Annotated in this window: 11 protein-coding genes; 6 read left to right on the forward strand and 5 right to left on the reverse strand. The window is 73.8% G+C overall.

Features of this window, described 5'->3' with window-relative positions; all coding sequences use genetic code 11:
* Positions 1–97: 97 nt before the first annotated feature.
* Both ACFVFR_RS31240 and ACFVFR_RS31245 read right to left on the reverse strand, forming a co-directional pair.
* On the reverse strand, positions 98–2,935 hold the full coding sequence (locus ACFVFR_RS31240) for a bifunctional FO biosynthesis protein CofGH (RefSeq protein WP_383707900.1): 2,838 nt from the start codon (positions 2,933–2,935) through the stop codon (positions 98–100).
* Between the two features lie 115 nt (positions 2,936–3,050).
* On the reverse strand, positions 3,051–3,905 hold the full coding sequence (locus ACFVFR_RS31245; RefSeq protein WP_383707902.1) for a TIGR03619 family F420-dependent LLM class oxidoreductase: 855 nt from the start codon (positions 3,903–3,905) through the stop codon (positions 3,051–3,053).
* A gap of 305 nt (positions 3,906–4,210) precedes the next feature.
* On the opposite strand from ACFVFR_RS31245, the gene ACFVFR_RS31250 reads away from it, so the two are divergent.
* Together ACFVFR_RS31250 and ACFVFR_RS31255 are read left to right on the forward strand one after the other, a co-directional pair.
* A complete protein-coding gene (locus ACFVFR_RS31250) occupies positions 4,211–5,719 on the forward strand; it encodes a CehA/McbA family metallohydrolase (protein ID WP_383707920.1) in 1,509 nt (502 codons plus the stop codon).
* 435 nt (positions 5,720–6,154) lie between these two features.
* Entirely contained in the window at positions 6,155–9,514 is a 3,360-nt protein-coding gene (locus ACFVFR_RS31255) for a BTAD domain-containing putative transcriptional regulator (protein ID WP_383707904.1), read from the forward strand.
* A gap of 17 nt (positions 9,515–9,531) precedes the next feature.
* Here the strand turns inward: ACFVFR_RS31255 and ACFVFR_RS31260 are convergent, their stop codons facing one another.
* Positions 9,532–10,605, reverse strand: coding sequence for a hypothetical protein (locus tag ACFVFR_RS31260; RefSeq protein ID WP_383707906.1), 1,074 nt, complete (start codon positions 10,603–10,605; stop codon positions 9,532–9,534).
* A gap of 2,147 nt (positions 10,606–12,752) precedes the next feature.
* On the opposite strand from ACFVFR_RS31260, the gene ACFVFR_RS31265 reads away from it, so the two are divergent.
* The 3 genes from ACFVFR_RS31265 (at position 12,753) to ACFVFR_RS31275 (ending at position 16,562) form a co-directional block, all read left to right on the forward strand.
* The gene (locus ACFVFR_RS31265) at positions 12,753–15,674 is read left to right on the forward strand and encodes a BTAD domain-containing putative transcriptional regulator (RefSeq protein WP_383707908.1); all 2,922 of its coding nucleotides are present in this window, start codon (positions 12,753–12,755) and stop codon (positions 15,672–15,674) included.
* Between the two features lie 214 nt (positions 15,675–15,888).
* Positions 15,889–16,152, forward strand: a complete 264-nt coding sequence (locus ACFVFR_RS31270) for a hypothetical protein (RefSeq protein ID WP_383707910.1) — start codon at positions 15,889–15,891, stop codon at positions 16,150–16,152.
* A 227-nt stretch (positions 16,153–16,379) separates the two neighbouring features.
* The gene (locus ACFVFR_RS31275; RefSeq protein ID WP_383707912.1) at positions 16,380–16,562 is read left to right on the forward strand and encodes a hypothetical protein; all 183 of its coding nucleotides are present in this window, start codon (positions 16,380–16,382) and stop codon (positions 16,560–16,562) included.
* A gap of 601 nt (positions 16,563–17,163) precedes the next feature.
* Here the strand turns inward: ACFVFR_RS31275 and ACFVFR_RS31280 are convergent.
* Positions 17,164–17,793, reverse strand: coding sequence for a hypothetical protein (locus ACFVFR_RS31280; protein ID WP_383707914.1), 630 nt, complete (start codon positions 17,791–17,793; stop codon positions 17,164–17,166).
* 401 nt (positions 17,794–18,194) lie between these two features.
* Here ACFVFR_RS31280 and ACFVFR_RS31285 point away from each other — a divergent pair, with 401 nt between their 5' ends.
* The gene (locus tag ACFVFR_RS31285; RefSeq protein WP_383707916.1) at positions 18,195–19,847 is read left to right on the forward strand and encodes a hypothetical protein; all 1,653 of its coding nucleotides are present in this window, start codon (positions 18,195–18,197) and stop codon (positions 19,845–19,847) included.
* Positions 19,848–20,271: 424 nt separating this feature from the next.
* Here the strand turns inward: ACFVFR_RS31285 and ACFVFR_RS31290 are convergent.
* Positions 20,272–22,015, reverse strand: a 1,744-nt coding sequence (locus ACFVFR_RS31290; protein ID WP_383707918.1) for a PQQ-binding-like beta-propeller repeat protein, incomplete at its 5' end; no start/stop codon positions are given.

Below are 22,015 nucleotides of genomic sequence, written 5' to 3' on the forward strand. Positions count from 1 at the left end.
GTCGTGGGGCGCCGCCGCGCCGCCGGGCCGGGCCGGGTCAGCTCGTCACGTCGGGCTCAGGCCGCCGCCCCGCCCCGCCCGCCGGGCGGGTGCGCGCTCACGCGGCGCCGTCGCCCAACACGGGCAGCAGCTGCGGCAGGTGGCCATCGGAGGCCAGCGCGGCGGCCTGCCGCTCCGCCGGGACCTCGCCGTACGTCGTCGTCCTGGGCCGGGCCGGGCGGCCCGCCGCCTCGGCTATGGCGACCAGGTCGCGAACAGAGCGGTAGGAGCCGTAACCCGATCCGGCCATCCGGGAGATGGTCTCCTCCATCAGCGTGCCACCCAGGTCGTTGGCGCCCGAGCGCAGCATCTCCGCCGCCCCCTCGGCGCCCAGCTTGACCCAGCTCGTCTGGATGTTGGGGATGTGCGGGTGGAGCAGGAGACGGGCCATCGCCGTGACGGCCCGGTTGTCCCGGGTGGTGGGCCCGGGGCGGGCGATGCCGGCGAGGTAGACGGGGGCGTTGGTGTGGATGAAGGGCAGCGTCACGAACTCCGTGAAGCCCGCGACGCCCTTCTCCAGGGCCGACCGCTGCATGCTGGCGAGCTGCCGGAAGTGGCCGAGCCAGTGGCGCGGCTGGTCCACGTGGCCGTACATCATCGTGGACGAGGTGCGCAGACCCAGCTCGTGCGCGGTGGAGACGACCTCGACCCAGGTGGCGGTGGGCAGCTTGCCCTTGGTCAGGACCCAGCGCACCTCGTCGTCGAGGATCTCTGCGGCGGTGCCGGGAAGGGAGTCGAGGCCCGCCTCGCGCGCGGCGGTCAGCCACTCGCGGATGGACAGGCCGGTGCGCGTGGCGCCGTTGACGACCTCCATCGGTGAGAACGCGTGCACGTGCATGCCCGGCACGCGTTCCTTCACGGCCCGCGCGATGTCGAAGTAGGCGGTGCCGGGCAGGTCCGGGTGGATGCCACCCTGCATGCACACCTCCACCGCGCCCACGTCCCACGCCTGCTCGGCGCGGTCGGCGACCTGGGACAGGGAGAGGGTGTACGCGTCGGCGTCGGTGCGGCGTTGGGCGAAGGCGCAGAAGCGGCAGCCGGTGTAGCAGACGTTGGTGAAGTTGATGTTGCGGGTGACGATGTACGTGACGTCGTCGCCGACCACGGAGCGGCGCAGGTCGTCCGCGACGCGGCACAGCGCGTCCAGCGCGTCCCCGTCGGCGTGCAGCAGGGCCAACGCCTCGTCGTCGGTGAGCCGGGTCGGGTCGTCGGCGGCCACGGCCAGCGCGGCGCGTACGTCACCGTCGATCCGCGAGGGCACCATGCCGGGCGCCGCCGCCTCGCGCAGCGCCTCCCAGTCGCCGTAGACGTGGTCGAAGTCCTGGCGCCGGTCGCCGGTGCGGCCCTCGGTGTCGATGGTGTGGTGCAGGTCGGTGCGGCCGGTGCCGGAGGCGGGCAGCGCGAAGCCCTCGTCGGGCTCCTGCCAGGGCAGGCCCTTCGGCATGGCCTGGGGCGCGGCCAGGCCGGTCCGCGGGTCGGCGAGCGCGCCGACGTGCGGGAGCAGCCGGGGGTCGAGCCAGGGTTCGCCGCGCTGGACGAACTCCGGGTAGACGGCCAGGCGTTCACGCAGTTCGAAGCCGGCGGCGGCGCTGTGCGCGGCGAGCGCGTCGATCTGCGGCCAGGGGCGCTCGGGGTTGACGTGGTCGGGGGTCAGCGGTGAGACGCCGCCCCAGTCGTCGATGCCCGCGCCGATCAGCCGCGCGTACGCGCCCCCGGCCGCTGGCTGGTTCACGTCGCCGTCGACCAGGTTGGGCGGGGCCTGGAGATTGACGGAGGGGCCGAGGATGTGGCGGGCCACGGCGACGGTGGCCACCAGGTCGTCCAGCTCCGCGTCCGGGGCGGCGCGCATCGCGGTGTCCGGTTTGGCGCGGAAGTTCTGGATGATGAGTTCCTGGATGCCGTGGTAGGCACGCGCGACGCGACGCAGCGCGAACAGGGACTCCGCGCGCTCCTGGTGCGTCTCGCCGATGCCGATCAGCAGTCCGCTGGTGAAGGGCACCGAGCTGCGACCCGCGTCCTCCAGCACCCGCAGGCGCACGGCGGGCTCCTTGTCGGGCGAGCCGTAGTGGGGTCCGCCCGGCTCGCTCCACAGCCGCTCGGCCGTGGTCTCCAGCATCATCCCCATGGACGGGGCGACCGGCTTGAGCCGCTGGAAGTCCGTCCAGGTCAGCACCCCGGGGTTGAGGTGCGGCAGCAGCCCGGTCTCCTCCAGGACGCGGATGGCCATGGCCCGGACGTAGGAGATCGTGTCGTCGTACCCCTCCGCCTCCAGCCACGCGCGCGCCTCGGGCCAGCGGTCCTCGGGCTTGTCGCCGAGGGTGATCAGCGCTTCCTTGCAGCCCATTTCGGCGCCGCGCCGGGCGATGGCCAGCACCTCGTCCGGCGACATGTACATCCCGTGGCCGGCGCGGCGCAGCTTGCCGGGGACGGTGGCGAACGTGCAGTAGTGGCACTTGTCCCGGCACAGCCGGGTGAGCGGGATGAAGACGCTGCGCGAGTACGTGATGACGCCGGGCCGGCCGGCGGCGGCCAGGCCCGCGTCCCGCACGCGCGCGGCGGAGGCGCTGAGGTCGTCGAGGTCGGCGCCGCGCGCCTGGAGCAACACCGTGGCCTCGTCGACGTCCAGGGCCACCCCGTCGCGCGCCCGGCGCAGCGCGCGGCGCATGGCGTTGGCGGTGGGGGCGGCGGGCCGGGCCGGGGCGATCCCGGGCAGGCCGAGCGGCACGGTCGACGTGGCGCCGGCCGGCGTCCCGGGCCGCGTCGATCCCTCCCCGGGCTGACACGGCAGGGCCTGGTCAGTGGGGGTTCGATCGGGCGCGGCCGGGTCCGACTGCCGCGCCTGCCGCGACCGCCGCGGCTGTCCTTCGGGGTCCTGTCCCTGTGCGCTCGTCGTCATTCCTTGAGGATACGAGCGGCCTCCGACAGTGGCGGCGAAGATCGCTGCGGGCTATGTCACAGGGGCCACTCGTGTCTCTCGCGTACGGCCGGAGCGACGGTGGACCGACGGTGGCTCACAGGTACTGCGCGTACGCGTCGAGCGCCCGCAGCACCGTGGTCTCGTCGCCCGTCGGCGTCTGCAACACGACCTCGGTGACGCCCAGGTCGGCGAAGCGGGCGAGCGTCTCGGTGGAGGGCGGCACCAGGTACGGCACCACCTCGGGCTCGCCGGGGCGGCCCGCGTCCGACCACGCCTGACGCAGCGCGGGCAGCGACTCGGGCAGCCCCTGGCCGCCGAGCGGCAGCCAGCCGTCCGCGTACTCGGCGATGTGGGCGAAGAGCTTGGGCCCGGCCGAGCCCCCGATCAGCGTGCGCGGCCCGGTCAGGGGCGCGTCGGCGCGCTCGCGCGGCGCGAGCGACGGCTTGGGGTGGGCGTGGCTGGCCCGCACGGAGACGAACGTGCCCTCGTGGCCGGTCGGCTCCGCCGCCCACAGCGCCCGCATGACGGCCATCTGATCGCGCACCAGCGCACGCCGGGTGGACCAAACGACACCGTGGTCGGCGGCCTCCTCGACGTGCCAGCCGTAGCCCAGCCCCAGGGTGAACCGGCCTCCGGAGAGGAAGTCGAGCGTGGCGATCTGCTTGGCCAGGGCGATCGGATCGTGTTGGGCGATCAGGGCGACGCCGGTGCCCAGGCTCAGGCGCTCGGTGACGGCCGCCGCCTGGCTGAGCGCGACGAACGGGTCCAGGGAGCGGCCGTAGACGCGCGGCGGACGCCCGCCACCGGGCATCCGGGACGCGGCGTCCACCGGGATATGGGTGTGTTCGGGTAGGTAGAGCCCGGCGAATCCCCGCTCTTCGAGCGCGCGCGCCAGCCGGACCGGGCCGACCGTCTCATCGGTCAGGAAGTTGGTGATGGAAAGCCGCATGGCCGACTGCTACCTCCGGGTGAGCTGGGCTGCTGCACGTATGTTCTCTCAACGTCACCGGGTTATCCACAGGGCTTTCCGCCGCTGTCACGGACGCGTACAACAGTTGTCACACGGCGGTTCGTCTCCCTCCGCGGCGCGTGGAGGGGGCTGTTCCGTCCGGTGTGGCGGCGCCGTCGCGGGCATCGCCACGCGTTTGGGCGACGGCGATCGACGGCGCTGGCCGGCACGGGCGCCGCGGGCCGGGTGAGGGTGCGGGCGACCCGCGTAGGGGCGGGGCGTCGGCCGCTGATGGGGGGATGGAAATGGATCGTCGGTCCGTACTGAGAATGTCGGCCGCCACCGGCGCGGCGGGCGCGCTTACGCTCACCCCCGTGACCTTCGCCCAGGCGGCGGACGGCCGTGGCGAGCAGAGCCGGCGCGTGAGCGGCGAACTGCCGCCCGGCGCCCCGGACTTCGTCTACCTGCCGATCGAGGTGCCCGACGGCGTCCGGGAGATCCACGTCGCCTACGGCTACGACAAGCCCGCCGTGCCCGCCGGCACCCAGGGCAACGCCTGTGACATCGGCATCTTCGACGAGCGGGGCACCGAGCTCGGCGGGCGCGGCTTCCGTGGCTGGTCGGGCGGGGCGCGCACGGAGTTCACGATCAGCGCGGAGCGCGCGACGCCGGGCTATCTGCCGGGCCCGGTCGGCGCCGGCACCTGGCACGTGGTGCTCGGCCCGTACACGGTCGCGCCCCAGGGCCTGCGCTACGAGGTGACGATCACCCTGCGGTACGGGGCGCGCGGGCGCACCCCCCGCCCGGTCTACCCGCCACGGCACGCCAGGGGGCGGGGTCGCGCCTGGTACCGGGGCGACAGCCACCTGCACACGGTGCACTCGGACGGCAAGCGCACCCCGCGCGAGGTGGCGGACGCGGCGCGGGCCGCCGGGCTGGACTTCCTCACCACCACGGAGCACAACACGAGTTCGGGGCACGCCGCGTGGGAGGGCCTGTGGGGCGACGATCTGCTGATCCTCGCCGGCGAGGAGATCACCACGCGCAACGGACACGTCCTGGCGCTCGGCCTGGACCCCGGCACCTTCGTGGACTGGCGCTACCGGGCCCGGGACAACGCCTTCGGCCGCTTCGCCCGCAGGATCCGCCAGGCCGACGGCCTGGTCGTACCGGCCCATCCGCACGCGTCCTGCGTCGGCTGCAACTGGAAGTTCGGCTTCAACGACGCGGACGCGGTCGAGGTGTGGAACGGCCCGTTCACGCTGGAGGACGACGTCTCGATCGCCGAGTGGGACAACGCCCTGGTGGCGGCCGTGCGCGGGGGCAGGCCGTGGCTGCCGGCGATGGGCAACAGCGACGCCCACCGCGAGGGCCAGACGGTGGGCCTCCCCCAGACGGTGGTGTTGGCCGACGACCTCTCCCGACACGCCGTCCTCGCCGGCATCAAGGCCGGGCACAGTTGGATCGCCGAGTCCGCCGCGATCGACCTGACATTCACGGCCCTGGACGGACGCGGACGCCACGCCGGCATCGGGGACCGCCTCCCAGCTGCCCGGGACGAGCGGATCACGGTCCGTCTGGAGATGACGGGCGCCCCCGCGAAGGGCACGGTCCGCTTCCTCACCGACCAGGGCCAGCTCCTCACCACACCGACCCCCGCCTCGGGCACCGGCACCGTCGAATGGCAGACCACGCCCTCGTACGCCGCGTACGTACGGGCCGAGGTCCGCCACGCCCCGACCGACAGCGGAACGTCGGGCATACCCGGCCCGATGGCCGCCATGACCAACCCCGTCTTCCTCGGCGACCACTGAGGACGAGGCGAGGCCCACCCTCGGGGCGGGGTGCGGCAGGGCGGGCGGCTTCGGGGGGGCGGGCTGTCGTGCCGCGATCGCGGGCTGCCGCCCGGCCGGGACCGGGGTGCCGCCGGGCCGGGCGGGGTGCCCAGTGGGGGCCGGGGCTCGCTGGGTGGGCCGGGCTGCCGGGCGCGGTGGGCTACGGCGTTCCGCACGCCCGCCGCCGCGCGCGGGCGGGGCGCGCTCCCGTCGTGTGTGCCACCACGGGCACACTCACTCCCCCGCCCGGCCGCCCACCGCAACGCCGAGAGCGACGGTAACGAGGCAGTCACCATCCGCTTCGGGCCATGGTCGGACAGTGACGTCGGCAGTCCCGGTGATCCGCCTTGTGAAGGTGCGGAACGCGGCAAACTGGCCTGGCACCGCGCTGGTCTATGCCTGGGGAGGGAAGCCATGGCGGGTGGGGGTCGGCCGTGGGAGCGGACGGGACGGGAGCCGGAGGAGCGGCACGCGGGGTCCGTGGAGCGCGCGTCGACCGTGGACCGCGCGGGCGTCACGGAGCGCCCGGAAGCCCCCGTCCGCCGGGGGGTCGCGGACCGCCCGAGGCCCGCGCCGGGCGCGTGGCCCGGGGCGGGCGCGTGGCCCGAGGCGGGCGCGGAGCCCGAGGCGGGCGCCCACCACCACGCCCGCCCGCACCACGACACCCGCCCGGAAACGACGGACCACCCGGAGACCGCCAACGCCCCCGCCCCCGCCCCCGTGGACCGCCGGGAACCGACGGGCCACCCGGAGAAGGGGAACCACCAGGAAGCGACGGGCCGCCCCACAGAGCCGGCCAAGGGCGACCGCCCCGACCCCGTGGACCGGCAAGGTGCCACGGCCCACCCCGGGCTGGGGTTCCACGTGCTGGGGCCGGTGCGAGTGTGTCGGGACGGGCAGCCGCTCGACGTGGGGTCGCCGCAACGGCGGGCCCTGCTGGCCGCGTTGCTCTTGCGCCGTGGGCGTACGGCGACCGCGCCCGAGTTGATCGAGGACCTGTGGGGCACGCAGCCGCCGGACGCCGCCGTCGCCGCGTTGCGCAACCACGCCTCCCGGCTGCGAAAGAGCTTCGGAGCGGACGCGGACCTGCTGGTCAGCGAGTCGGGCGGGTACGCGATGCGGGTGCCGGCGCGGGCCCTGGACCTGGGGCGAGCACAGGAGTTGCGCACGCGGGCCGACGCGGCGAGCGCCGGTGGTGACCACCGGCGCGCCAAGGAGTTGCTCCAGCGGGCGCTGGAGCTGTGGGACGGGGAGACGCTGGCGGGCGTGCCGGGGCCGTACGCGGAGTCGGAGCGCGGGCGCCTGGAGGAGTGGCGCGTGGGGTTGCTGGAGAGCCGCCTGGAGCTGGACCTGATGACGGGCCGCCCCGCCGAGTGCGTGGCCGAGCTGACGGCGCTCACCGCCGCCCACCCGTTGCGCGAGCGGCTGCGGGAACTGCTGATGCTGGCCCTGTACCGCTGCGGCCGGCAGGCGGAGGCGCTGGCGGTGTACGCCGACACGCGGCGGCTGCTGGCCGAGGAGTTGGGCGTGGATCCGCGTCCGGAGCTGTCCGCGTTGCAGCAGCGGATTCTGCGCGCGGACCGGTCGCTCAACCCACCCACCGCCCCGCGCGGCGCCGCGCGGCCGGGCCCCGAGGTGCGGCCCGCGCAGTTGCCCGCCTCGGTGGCCGACTTCACGGGCCGCGCCGAGGTCGTGGCGCGGCTGACGCACCACCTGGGCGCGGCCGACGGGTCGGCCATGGCGGTGGCGGCGGTGGCCGGCATCGGCGGCGTCGGCAAGACCACACTCGCCGTCCACGTCGCGCACCACGCCCGGCACCACTTCCCCGACGGGCAGCTCTACGTCAACCTCCAGGGCGCCGGCCCCGACCCCGTCGAGCCCGAGGTCGTCCTGGGCTCCTTCCTGCGCGCCCTCGGCATCCCGTACGAGGCCATTCCCGACGGCGCGGAGGAGCGGGCCGCCCTGTACCGCAGCACGCTCGCCGGCCGTCGCGTCCTGGCCCTGTTGGACAACGCACGCGACGCCAGCCAGGTCAGGCCCCTCCTGCCCGGCGCGGAAGGCTGCGCCGCGCTGGTCACCAGCCGTACCCACCTCGCGTTGGACGGGGCTCTGCTCGTCGATCTGGACGTGACCACGCCCGCGGAGTCCCGCGCGCTGTTCACCCGCATCGTGGGCCGCGAGCGCATCGGCGACGAGCCCCAGGCCGCCGCCACGGTCGTGGCCGCCTGCGGTCATCTGCCGCTGGCCATCCGGATCGCCGCCTCCCGGCTGGCCACCCGGCGCCGCTGGAGCGTGGCCACGCTCGCGGCCAAACTCGCCGACGAGCGCCACCGGTTGGACGAGTTACGCGTGGGTGACCTGGCCGTCGCGGCCAGCTTCGAACTCGGCTACGCCCAGCTCGATCCCGCCCAGGCCCGCGCGTTCTGCCTGCTGGGCCTGCCCGAGGCCCCCGACATCGCCCTGCCGGCCGCCGCCGCCCTCCTGGACCTGCCCGCCCCCACCGCGGAGGACCTCGTCGAGTCCCTCGTCGACGCGTCCCTGCTGGAGGCCACCACACCCGGCCGCTACCGCTTCCACGACCTGGTCCGCCTCTACGCCCGCGCCCGCGCCGAAACGGACCACCCCCCACCCCACCGCGAGGCCGCCCTCTCCCGCCTCCTGGACTTCTACCTGGCGACGGCGATGCACGTGTACGCGCTGAGCCGGCCGGGCGACCGGGTGGTGGACCACCTGGGGCCGACCACGTACCCCGGTCTCACCTTCGCCGAGAGCGGTCCCGGCATCGACTGGCAGCACACCGAGGCGACGGCCCTGTTGGCCACCGCGCGACAGCTGGCGGTCGGTGAGACCCTGCGACGCTCTGTCGACCTGTTGCAGTCCTGTCGCGACCTGGCCGAGTCGGGTGCGCACTCCCCCTCGTATCTACAGGCTGCCAGCGAGGTGCTGCGATCGGCCGTGCGGGCCGGGGACACGCGCGCCGAGGGGCGGGCGCGCACCGTGCTGGCGTTCACTCACAGTCTGGCCGGCCGGTTCGACCAGGCCGTGGCCGAGGCCGAGCGTGCCATGCGTATCGGCGCCGTCGAGAACGACCCGGTTGCCTGCGGCCAGGCGGCGAACGAGCGCGGCATCGTACCGATCTACCTGCGGCAGTGGAGCGTGGCCGAGCGGTATCTCACGCAGGCGCTGGCCGCCTTTCGGGCCGACGGCAACCTGCCCGGCGAGGCGAGCGCCCTCGCCAACCTCTCCCACGTCCACGCGGCCCTCGGACGGGTGGACCAGGCGGTCGAGCACGCCGCGCGGTCCCTCGCCATCTACCGACAGCACGGCACCTCGCTGCGGCTGGGCAACGCGCTGTACGCGTACGGGCTCGCGCTGGGCAAGAGCGGGCGGCGTGACGAGGCGCTGGAGCAGTTCACGGGCGCGCTCGCCGTGTTCGCGAGCAACCGGCAGGCGCTGTGGCTGGGCATGACGCGGTACCGCATGGCGGAAGTCCACCTGGCGAGCGACGAGCCGGCCCTGGCGGCGGCCCACGCCGAACAGGCACTGGACCATTTGCGGTACGCGGGCGGCGACTGGCGCCGCGCCACCGTGCTCACCGCGCTGGGCAGGGCCCTGGCCGGCCTCGGACAACTCGATCGCGCTCGTGTCTGCTGGCACGAGGCGCTCGCCGTCCACGAGCGCGTGGATGCCCACGAGGTCGCCGAGGTCCGCCAGTTGCTCGCCCAGTTCGCCGCGCCCTTCTCCTCGCGTGCCCAGCCCGGGCTGACGTCCTGACCCCGTACGTGTCCGGGCTAGCCGGCCCGCACCGCCCCTTGCAGCACCCCGCCCGGGCCGGGAGAGGCCGCGGTCTCGGTCGCGCGGGCAGCGGCTTCCTCTTCCTCGTACTTGCGGGCCAGGTAGCCCGCCTGGAAGCGGCTGTCGGCGCCGATGTCGTCCATGAGGTGCGCGATGCGCCGGCGGCAGGTACGCAGCGAGACGCCCAGCCGGCGGGCGATGACCTCGTCCTTCGCTCCCGTCGCGAGGAGTCTGGTGATCGCCGAGTCGATGTCGCGGGAGATCTCCCGGTCCGGCACGCCCTGGCCTACGCCGTGGAACGGCGCCGCGGTCATCCAGAAGAGGTCGAAGACGGCCGCGGCGTAGCGGGCGACGGCCGCGTTGCGCACGATCACGGCCAGCTCCCCGTCGTCGGGACCGGGAAGGATGGCCTGGGAACGGTCGAACACGATGAGCCGGGGCGGCAGCACGTCGAGCGTCCTGACCTCGGCTCCCGCGGCGGACATCGCGGCCACCCCCCGCTTGGTGGTGCCGCTGTAGCGCGTCGAGTGCTGACACAGGGTGCGCTGTCGCACCCCACGGCCCAGGAGTTCGAGGTACGTGGGCAGGCCCCGGTCCGCTTCCTCCTGCGTACGGAGACCGAACGGCTGGATGACGCGTGCCTCGGTCTGACACACCTCGGCCAGCTCGGTGATCATCTTGTGCAGGAGCTCCGGGTCGTCCACCACCTCCACGCCCTCCGCCGGATCCTGCCCCATGGCGGCCTCCAGATGGACGGGCGTGAACGCCTCGATCGCCGCGCGCTGGAGGGCCAGTGCGGACTGCTGGGCGCGTAACGCGTGTTCGCGCGGCCCCACCCGCTCCGCGGCGGCGGTCTGCGGGTTGATGGCCACAAGGCGTGGGTGCGCGATGGACATCGGGCGCAGCAGCCCCAGTTCCCGCAGCTGGGCCACCGCCCAGCCGGCCTCGTCCTCGGGCACCCGAAGCAGTCCCGCGGCGGAGCCGGGCTCGATTCCCCCCTCCCGCACCGCGTGTTGGTAGAGCCGCATCATCGTCGTGCTGTGGGTCACGTCCGGCTCGCTCGCGCTCATGACTCCCCTCCGCGTCAGCCCTCGTCGTCGCTCCCAGGGTGGCGCACGACGCTAACCGTCCGATAAGCGAATGCACCACGCGGGGCGCCGACGACCACGGAGGAACCGGGACAGGGGACGTGCGCCCGACAGACGGCTCGGAATGAGGCTCGCGTTCCGGTCTGGTGGCGCCAGGTGCCGACCGGGAAGGGGGCGTACGGCCGTGGATCGCCTTCCTCGACGTAGTGGACACCGACACCCCGCCAGACCCCGGGCTCGGAACACGTGGCCGCGCGGAACACCCCTTTTCCGGAATCCGCAGGTACGTGGTACGGAACGCCCCGTGTCGTAGACGCTCAGGATCATCGTGAACGCGGTGGCGTGAGTGGTCGAGCGCGATAGGGAGAGCAATGCGCGCGGCGCCGACGCGTCGCGTGGTGACACCGCGACATGCCACTGGCATGGATTGGCGGAACGGGGCACGCGCCGACCACGACAACGCACTCGGTCACGTACAACGCCACATACATGGTGAACGGTCGATTCAGCAGCCACTGATCGTTTTGGGACAGTGAATCGAGCCCGAGAAACTCCCGGCCGCTGTCGGGCGTAGGCCGCGACCGGCGTACGCCGTCGACGGGTGCCAACGGCGTGGGTTCAGCCACCGGCGCCCCTTTCCCAGGCCGCCGATCCACGTCGGCCCCCTCGTATCAGCAGCTCCGTGGAGCGGCCGCCCCCGCGCGAATCCGGCCGCGTGCGGCGGCGCCAGGGGCGGTCGGCTGGGTGTGGACCCAGCCGTGCGGGCGGCGCGGTTTCAGGACGCGGCGAGCGTGTGTGACGGCCGTACCGACAGGCACGTCCAGCAGGTCGGCCCCGGGGTACGCCGCCCGCCGTGTCGCCGCGCTCGCCGCGTCCCTCCCGCTCGCGCGGGCCTCATTCCCGCCGGGCCTGCCCACTGGCCCAGTCGCTTTCCGTGTACCGCGCGTACGCGATGTCGCCTACCCAGAGGGCCGCCCGTCGCGCCGGTGCCCCGGTTTCGCGGTCCGGTGGGGGACGGCGGTCGCGAGGGACGGCCCGGCGGGCCTCACTTCGAGGAGCTCGCCGGGAAGGCGGTGCCCCGTCGGCGGCGACGCGTCCGCGCCGCGACAGGCGACGGGCCTCATCAACCGTCCTCAATCAATGCATACAACGGTGAAATCCAGTAGGCGCCCCCGCCTCGCCTTTCCAGGAACGGCGACCCCGCGTCGCGCCCATCTCCGCGACGGTGAGCGCGAGCGGGTCCCCCGTTCGCCGAGAGCCGGTGGAAACGCCGGCCCCGCGTCCGCTGGATTCGTTATCCCCGCGATCCTTCGGACGCTACGGAAGTGAGCGTGCCAGGGCTGTCGGTGACGCGTCCACGCGCTTCACCCCTCAGCAAGGGGACGGGCACTTAGCGGACACGGCGACCAGGCGTCTCTTTTCACCGCCGAATGGCACGACGAGCTACGCATTTACACCGTATGGGCATATGCCGGCACCCCGTCGAGAGCGGTCCCTGACAGCGCTCCGCCGGAGGTCACATTCGCGAACGCCGCCACCCATCCGCGTGATCTTGTACGCGGTTTGCTTCCGTACGGGTCCGCCGAGCACACCCGCTGGCGCCCCGAATGCGCGATGGCGAGCCGTTCCGTCGGGGTGCCCCGTCGAGGCACCCGCCGGCCGCCGCTCCCCGAAGTCCGGACCGCGTCAACTCGGGTATCGACACTGGCGCCGACGCCGCCCACGCCCTACGGTGCCCACGCGAGCGAAATCCCGATACCGGCACGTCCACCGGAGATCCGAGACGTCGCGACCGCGGCTGGCTGGCCAAAGAACGCCCCTCCGCTGACGAGTGCCGCCCCGTCAGCGCGGGCGACGAAGATCGGCTATGCAATGGGAAGTAGAGATATATCCCCATCGGGGCATGGATACCGGCAAGCGCGGTGTCAACTACGGAGTTCATCACCGGGTTAGTCATCGGGCCTCCGCTCGCCGGCACACAATGCGCCACCGCCCTGTCGATGCCACGGATATTGCGAATCGGCCAACTCTTGCGGGCCTTGTGGAGAGGCTCGGCCCCTACTGACGCGGAGGGTGCCGACAAGGCAAACTGACCCGAGCGAAGCGGAGACACACGGCAAGGGGAGACCATGGGCGACGATCAGGGGCAGGCGCACCAACTGCGCTTCACCGTGCTCGGGCCCGTGCGGGCCTGGCGCGGCGACGAGCAGCTCAGCACCGGCTCGCCGCAACAACGCGCGCTCCTGGCCGCCCTGCTCCTGCGCGACGGGCGAACCGCCACCGCCGCCGAGCTGGTCGACGGCCTGTGGGGCGACGAGCCTCCGGAAGCGGCCATCGCCACCCTTCGCACCTACGCCTCCCGGCTACGGAAGTCCTTCGGCGCGGATTCGGCGTCGCTGGTCAGCGAGTCCGGCGGCTACGCGCTGCGCGTGCGCGCCGAGGCCCTCGACCTCGATCGCGCCGAACGCCTCGCCACGGAGGCGGAGAAGGCACGCGCCGCGGGAGAGCGGGCCGTGGCGTGCGACCTCATCACCGAGGCGCTCGACCTGTGGGACGGCGAGCCGCTCGCGGGCCTACCCGGCCCCTATGTCGAAAACCAGCGCGCCCGACTGCTGGAGTGGCGCATCAGTCTCGTCGAGACGCGACTGGACCTGGAAATGGAACTCGGGCACCACACCGAGACCATTTCCGAATTGACGGCCCTGACCGCTGTTCACCCGCTGCGCGAACGGCTGCGGGAACTGCTCATGCTCGGGCTCTATCGCAGCGGACGCCAGGCGGAGGCTCTGGCCGTCTACGCGGACACGCGCCGTCTGCTCGCCGACGAACTCGGGGTCGAGCCACGTCCCGAGTTGGCCGCGCTCCAGCAGCGCATTCTGCAGGGCGACTCAAGCCTCAGCGCGCAGGCGCCAGGCGGGCAGGCCAAGGTACAGCCGACCTTCGTGCGCCCGGCCCAACTACCCGCCTCGGTAGCCGACTTCACCGGCCGGGCTGGCTTCGTGATCGAGCTGAGCAACCAGCTCAACACGGCTGAGGGCAGCGTGATGGCCGTGTCCGCGGTCGCGGGCATCGGCGGCGTCGGCAAGACCACGCTCGCCGTCCACGTCGCCCACGCGGCCCGCCACCACTTTCCCGACGGCCAGCTCTACGTCGACCTCCAGGGCGCCGGCCCCGTCGTCTCCGAACCCGGCGCCGTGCTGGGCTCGTTCCTGCGCGCCCTGGGCACGCCCGACGAGGCCATTCCGGACACGTTGGAGGACCGCGCCGCGCTCTACCGCTCGACCCTGGCCGGTCGCCGGATACTGACCCTGCTGGACAATGCGCACGACGCCGCGCAGGTACGCCCGCTGCTGCCGGGCACCGAGGGTTGTGCCGCCCTGATCACCAGCAGGTCGCGGATGGTGGACCTGGAAAGCGCCCATCTGGTCGACCTCGACGTGATGAGCCCCGAGGAGGCGCTCATCCTGTTCACGCGCATCGTGGGCGAGGACCGCACCGCCGGGGAACGCGACGCGGTCATGGACGTGGTGGCCGCGTGCGGGTTCCTCCCACTGGCCATCCGCATCGCGGCGTCACGGCTGGCCGCCCGACGCACCTGGACGGTCTCCGTCCTGGCGCGCAAGCTGGCCGACCAGCGCCATCGGCTCGACGAGCTCCAGGCCGGCGACCTCGCCGTCAAGGCGACCTTCGAACTCGGCTACGACCAGTTGGAGCCCCAGCAGGCCCGCGCCTTCCGTCTCCTCGGTCTCGCCGACGGCCCCGACATCTCCCTGGCCGCCGCGGCGGCCATGCTGGACCTGGACACGTACGCGACCGAGACGCTGCTGGAGAGCATCGTCGACACCAGCCTGCTGGAGTCGGCGGCGCCGGGGCGCTACCGCTTCCACGACCTCGTACGGCTCTACGCGCGGGCATGTGCCGAGCGGGACGAACTGCCGCCCGCCGAGCGGGACGCGGCCCTGTCCCGGCTGCTCGACTTCTACCTCGCCAGCGCGTCACAGGTGTTCGCGCACGCGCGCCCCGGCGACCGGCTGATCGAGCACCTGGAGAAGACCAGTCATCCCGGGCTGGCGTTCCTCGACCGCACGGCGGCCATCGACTGGCTGTTCGTCGAGGCGGGCTGCCTGCTGGCGAGCATCCAGCAGTTCGCCTCCGGGGGCACCCTGCGCCGCGCGACCGACCTCCTGCTCGCCTGCAAGGACCTGGCCGAGTCCGGCGCCAACTCCCGGCAGTACGAGACGGCGGCCCTGGTGGTCCGCGAGGCGGCTCAGGCGGCCACGGACGCCCGCGCCGAGGGCCGGGCCCGGATGATGGTCACGCACACCCACCGGCTGGCGAGCCGGTTCAACCAGGCGGATGCCGAGGCGCAACGGGCCATAGAGCTCGCGCATTCCGTCAACGACCCGGTCCCGGCCTGTGAGGCGCTCAACGACCGGGGCATCATCGCGCTCTACCAAAAGCGCCACGAGGACTCCGAGAAGTACTTCCGCCAGGCCCTCGACGCCTTCCGCGCCGACGACAACCTGCCAGGCGTCGCCGGAGCGCTGAGCAACATCTCCCGCGCGCACGCCGCCATGGGGCACATCGAGAGCGCCATCGAACTCGCCGCCGAGGGCGTCGCCGTCTACAGCAGCCTGGGTCTTGGCCTCCGCGTGGCGAACGGCCGCTACGCCATGGGGCTGGCGCTGTTCCAGGGCAAGCGGTACGTGGAGGCGCTGGAGCAGCTCACCGAGGCGCTCGCGCTGTTCCGCGACAACCGGCAGCGGCTCTGGGAGGGTTCCACGCACGCGCGGCTGGCCGAGGTGCACCTGGCGGCCCAGCGGCCGGCCGAGGCCGCCACCAACGCCGAGCGCGCCCTCGCACTGCGCCTGGTGGGCGGCGAGTGGCGGCGCGGCACCGTACTCACGGTGCTCGGCAAGGCCCTGCAGGGACTCGGTCAGGTCGACCGGGCCCGCGCCTGCTGGGCCGAGGCGCTCGCCATTCACGAGCGGCTGCACGCCGTGGAGGCTGAGGAAGTACGTCTGCTGCTGGCGCCGACAGCTGCCGCCTAGCGCTCTGTCGAGCGTTCATCAATCGTTTATCGCCGCCTGTCACTCTCGTATCGTCAACCGGCCTCACCGGGGGCAGCGGGTCGGGGGGGATATGGCCGCGCCACAGCGCGAAAAGCGGCCTACGATATCCGTCCGGCGGCCCACGGGGGAGCCGCCGGGCGGTATTTCGACCACACCGCTCAGAACAAATCACCACCAACGGGGAGAACAGAACATGAGCACCACCGAGTCCAACGTCGTCACCACTTTGGATAACCACCCGGACAGCGCCACCAAACCGAAGCGCCCGGTGGTCCGGCCGCTGGACAACCACCCGGACGCGGTGGGTGTCGGAACGCTGGACAACCACCCGGACAGCGCGGATGTTGTGGCCAACGACAACCACCCGGATGGGACGAAGATGAAGACGAAGGACAACCACCCCGACGACACGGACCTCACCACCCAGGACAACCACCCGGACGGCGGGGCGGCCTAAGCGACCCGCCGCGCGCACCGGCACCAAGCGCGACAGGTCGCACTGAACGAGGGCCGGCACCGATGGCGAGGAGGGGGAGCCATCGTTGCCGGCCCTGCTCCTTTTCGGGGTATACCTCTCCCGCCGGCACCGACCGCTTCAAGACAAACAAGCCAATGACGCACGGCTTCACTGATCGTTTGGGTTTCACTCAGTGAACAGCAATGCACCCCTGACAAGGAGTTGGAATGTCACCTTCACAGAAACTGTGTGTCGCGGCCCTGTTCGCCGCCGCGCTGGCCGTGGGCACCACGACCACGGCAGCCGCTGACCAACATCCCGACATCGCGCCTATATCGGCGCAGGACAACCACTCCGACCGTGCGTCGGCGGCCCCGCTGGACGGACATCCGGACAGCGTGCTGCGCTGACGCGGAGAGCCCGACCGCGTACGCGTAATCGTTTCACCAGCGTCGAGGGCGCCTGCCAGCCCCGACGCGGGTGCACATGACACGCGCACGGGGCCTCCTCGACCGATCCGCCCACCTCTCGTGTCGCGCGGTGGGCGGTGACGCGCACTTCGCGGCAGACCGGACTCACCGGCATCGCGGCTGGCCGGTGCTCCCACCGGCCAGCCGAATCCACCCCCGCCCCCACGGCCAGTACGCGTGCGGTCCCGAACTCGGAGGGCGTGGGCACGCCCGATCTCGCGCTTTCGATGAAGGTCGTGTGCTTCTCGCCGTCCGTGGCGTGTTCCGGGACAGGGGTACGCGGCCACGTCGACGGACGACCTGTCGCGCGTGAGCGGGCCACGCGGAGGGCAGCCGCTACGGGGCGTCCGGCGACAGACGTGGCCTGTTCCCGTGCGTGCCGCGCGACCACGGCGACGCGAACCTGTCGACGCGACGTATCGGAGACCGCCCACGCGGCCCTCTTCGCACAGGTCGGCCCCCGGCTTCCGCCCCCGCGCCTCGGCGATCCGACTCACGGCACCTCGCCCGAGCGGACCGCCGTGCGCGGTCGAACCCCCCTCTAGCGCGCGGACTTGGTGGCGTTGGCGACCTTGCAGGTGTAGTACGTCTGCTCGGTGAAGGTGTAGTAGCTCGACGCGGAGACCGTCTGGGACTGGCCGGGGCTGACCGTGACGCGCTGGAAGTCACTGCCCATCGGGAGCTTGTCGGAGCTCTTCTCCCAGCGGACGGAGATCGAGTAGTCGTAGGTCGTGGTCGTGGACGGGTTGCGCACGGTCACGTCGTACTGGAGCTTGCGCGTGCTCTCGTCGTAGCGGCAGTTGCTGCCGCTCGTCTCGTCGGTCACGTCGCTGTCGAAGGTCGACTCGGTGGGGGTGGGCGAGGGCGTGTAGCCGGAGGAGGAACCCGAGGAGGACGACGAGGACGACGAGTAGCCGCCGTAGGAGCCACCGCTGTACGAGTCGCCGCCGGAGGAGCTGTCACCCGAGGTGCCACCGATCGACGTGCCGCCGCCGGACGTGCTGCCGCCCGACGTGCTGCCCGAGACGAAGCCGTCGTTGGACGACGAGCCGCTGCTGCCGCCTCCGTCGTCACAACCACCCCCGCCGCTGCGTCGGGCCCCGGTCAGGGCGATGAAGACGACGGCGACCATGGCGACCACGCGCAGATGGCGACGGCGACGCACAAGCATGAAGAACCCCCGTGGAAAAGGCCATTACAGGCCAGATATCACCTGCTGACAGGTGCACGCCAGCATAAAGCAAGGAAGCGACACCCCCGCCCCCTCGCGGAGAGCCGCGTCGACGCGGGGTCGGCCCGGCTGGGCGAGGGGTGAACCCGGCCACGGCGCGCTCGGCGAGAGCGCGTCACGCACGGCCGTCCGGGCGGTGCCGGACCACTGGGTGATCACCCGTGGCGGGTCTGCATTCCACCACGCCGCCGGAGCGAAATCGGTTCCCTTCCACCTCGTTGATTCATCTCTTCACCAACTCCCCCCGCTCCGTTACCGAGCGTGTCTCTCGCGTGGCAGGGGTGACGGGGCGGGCGTAGCGTCGTGAGGGAGAGCGTCTACGCGAGGACGAGGAGTCGGGGATGGTCCGCAACGTCTTCGGGAACCTCATCGCTCTCATCGGAGCGACGGCCGTCGTCTGGAGCCCCTTCCGTGCCTGGTACGACGGCCGTCACGGTCGCGACGTGCGCGTGGACGACCTGTTCGGCGGGCTGGACGGCGCGCGCGGGATCGAGGTCGGGCTGCTGCGTTCGCTGTTCCTGCCGATGGCCTGCGCCGCGGTGCTCGCGCTGGTGGGCCTGGTATCCCGCAGACGTCCGCTGGTCGCGCTGGCCGGGCTGGTGGCGCTGGGCTTCACGGTGTTGTGGATGGTCCGCCAGGGCCAGGCGGCGGGCAGCCTGATGGTCGACGGCGACGGCAACGGGCTGGGCCCCGGGGTCGCGGGCGCACTCGGTGGCGCGCTGCTGCTGCTGATCGCGTCGGCCGTGCTGGGCGGACGCCCGACGCGCCGAGGCCGGCGCGCGAAACCGCTCGCCGGCGACGACGGCGTACGCCAGGGCGAGGTGGCGCGCCCCGGAGCGTACGGGGCGCATCCGACCTACACCGGGCACGCGGGGCCGACGGGGCAAGGCGGCCCTACGGGTCATGGGGGTTCACCGTCAGTCGTGAGCGCCGGTGGTGGGCCCGCGCGTCGCGGACCCGCTTCCCGTAGGGCCGGCGGCGCGCGCGACGGTGCGCCGCCACCGCCCACGGGCTACGCCTCCGGCGGGTACCCGCGCGACCCGTACGAGCCGGGGGCGTATCCACGGGACCCGTACGCGCCCCCGCCCGCCGCGTACGGACCGGCGGCCCGTGCCGGCGCGCACCCGCCGTACGCGACCGGTTCCAGCGCCGGCAGCAGCGCGGGCACCGGCACCGGCCCCACCCCCCGCATCACCTGGCCCACGGCGCCACAGGCCGACCGTCAGGACAAGACGATCGAAATGCCACCGGTCACCGCCGACACCGACGCCCCCGACTCCGGTCGGCACGCCCCCGACCGCGTTTTCGACCACCACGCCACCGGCCCCGATCCGGCGAGCGACCCACGCGAGGCGGGCCTGGCGCACGGACACGGCGGGGACCCGACGTACGGCACGGGCACCGGGCCCGACACGGGGTGGCAGCCGGCGTCGGCCTGGGGCGTGGCCCCAGGTGCGGACGGTCCGGACCACGCGGATGTGGGGGTGTGGGGAGCGGGGGGCGCGGACCGCGCGCCCGTGGGTGGGTCGGGTGCCGGCGAGCGGGGCGGGGCGCCGTGGCCGGGCCGCGTCCCCCCGCCGGAGTCCGACACCGAGCGCACCCTGCCCCAACCCGTCCGGTACGACGCCGACCAGCCCCCGGCCGGGTACGCGGGCGACGCTGACGACGCCTACGGCGCCGACCGTGAGCGGGCCCCGGACGGGAACCGCGCGGCGGACCACGACGGCGGGCCCCCCGTGGCGAACGGCTGGTACGCCCGGGACGGCGAGCCGGCCGGGGACGACGGGCCGGCCCCCGACGCCGGGCCGGCTGGGGACACGCGGGGCGGCGAGGCCGACACCGCGTACGCCGACGGCGGCGGGCGGATCGCGGGCGCGGGGCCCGGCGAGGGTGAGGGCGAGGGCACAGGTGAGGGCGGGGGCGGCGGTCGGGGCGCTGGCGGCGACGGGTACGCCGACGGCTGGCGCCGTACCGGGGACGACGAGCGGGCCTGAGCCGAGCGAGCGCGCCTCGGCTGGGGCACCACGGTGGGAACGGACGCATGGCGGAGACGGGCGCGGGGCGGAGGCGGGCGCGGGGCAGAGGCGCGCGGAGGGCGGGGCGGCCGACACGACCGGGGATCAAGGGGCTCGACCGGTGCTCACGGATCCATGTCTCCGTGCCCACGCATGCCACCCATGCCGGGCACGCCTCACGCGCCCACGCCCGCGCGGCCCACGGACACCCGCGCCCATGGATACCCCACGCCCGTGCGCGCCCCACGCCCGCAACCGGAGGGTCGGCGTCCGTCAGGCGCGTGTCGCGTCGCCGACCGACGCCCCGCACCCCACTCCCCGCACTCAGGCTCGGGCCAGCGCAGAGGCCGGCGAAGGAGGGGCGGCGCGGCCGTCTCGTCCGGCGGGGGCGCTCCCGAGGGGGTTACGGGTGGCGGGCGGCGGGTGGGCGGGAGAGGCCCGTGCCCTTGGCGGCGTCCAGCGCGTAGACGCAGCGGTCCTTGCTGCAGGCGTAGACGACGCCCGCGACGGCCACCGGCGAACCGGTGATCTCGCCGCCGGTGGCGAGCTTCCAGCGGAGTTGGCCGCCGGTGGCGTCCACCGTGTACAGGCAGTGGTCGGCGGAGCCGAAGTGGACCCGGCCCTCGGCGACGACCGGGGCGCCGACGACCTCGCCGCCGGCGGCGAAACGCCACTTGGGGGTGCCGGTCACGGCGTCGAGTGTGTACAGGGCGCCGCCGCTGCCCAGGTGCACGGAGCCGGCGGCGACCAGGACCGGCTCGACGGACTGCCGTGGCTCGGTGGCGATGCGCCAGCGGTCGCGGCCGTTGGCCGCGTCCAGGGCGTAGACGGTGCCCAGGTAGTCGGCGATGTAGATGCCGCCACCGGCGACGGCGGCGCCCGGCGCGAACGCGGGCGGGCTGAGGAAGACGGCCGGGGCCTCGAAGCGCCAGCGCACGTCGCCGTGGGCGATGTCGATGGCCAGGACGCGGGTGCCGGCCGTGATGTAGGCGACGCCGTCGGGCGCGTGCAGCAGTCGTACCGGTACGCCGCCGCAGGAGGCCGCGTCGCCCACGGGGTAGGACCAGCGCTCGACGCCGGTGCGGGCCTCCAGGGCGCGCAGTCGCGCGTCCGACCAGACGTAGACGGTGTCGTCGTGGATGAGCGGGCCCGACTCCGGGGTCTCGAAATCCGTCTGGGCGCCGCTCATCTCCCACAGGAGTTCGCCGTTGGCCGCCTCCCACGCCTGGACGCCGCCGCCCCGGGTGCCGGTGACGACGGTGCCCCGGTCCACGGAGAGCGAGTAGACCCAGCCTTCGGTGGAAAGGCGCCACCGCTCGGCCCCGTCGGCGGCGTCCAGCGCGTACAGCGTCGTGCCGTCGGAGGCGTGGATGCGCCCGCCGGAGACGGCCATCGCCCAGGCGACGTCGCGGGTACGGAAGACGCGCCGGCCGGTGCCGGTGTCCAGCGCGTGGACCTCGAAGGAGGTGACGTAGAGCAGGTCGCCGGCGACGGTGGGGGTGCCCCACACGTCGTTGGACATCCGAAACCGCCAGGGGCGCCAGCGGCCGGCCGCCGGGTCGCCGGCGCCGGGCTCGCCGTCGCCGCCGTGCGGCTGCGCGGGGTGGCCGGCGCGCGCGGGCGGGTGGGGCACGTCGTCGCGGGGCGGGTGGCCGCCCGGGGCGTGCCCGGTCGGGTGGCCGCCCGGGGCGCCGCCGTGTCCTACTCCGGGGCCGCCGCTCGGTGGCCTGACCCAGCCGGTGGCGGGGCCGCCGTCGGGGGCGGCCCGGCCGCTTCGGGCGTCGGCGGCGCGCGGACCGGGGCCGATCGGCACCGGGGAGCCGGGCAGTCGTACGGAGCCGTCGGGCCCCTCCGTGAGCCCCGTCCCGTGGCCGCCGGCCGCTCCGGTGCCCAGCGGGCCGTGCGGGGCGCCGGTCCCGGCGTGCCCGTGCCCGGTGGCGGGCGCGGGCGGCGGGGAGGACGCGGCCGAGGACGGCGGTGAGGACAGCGGTGGCTGCGCGGAGACCTGGGCGGCGGCGCCGGGGCCGGTGGAGACCGGTGCGGGCGTGAGGGGCGAGGGTGGCGCGGAGGACACGGCCGAGGGCGGTCCGATGCCGGCGGCGCCGGGCCCGCCGTGCGCGGCGTGCCGGCCGGGGGCGGGGCCGGTG

The sequence above is a fragment of the Streptomyces sp. NPDC057702 genome (assembly GCF_042799315.1).
Taxonomy (GTDB): domain Bacteria; phylum Actinomycetota; class Actinomycetes; order Streptomycetales; family Streptomycetaceae; genus Streptomyces.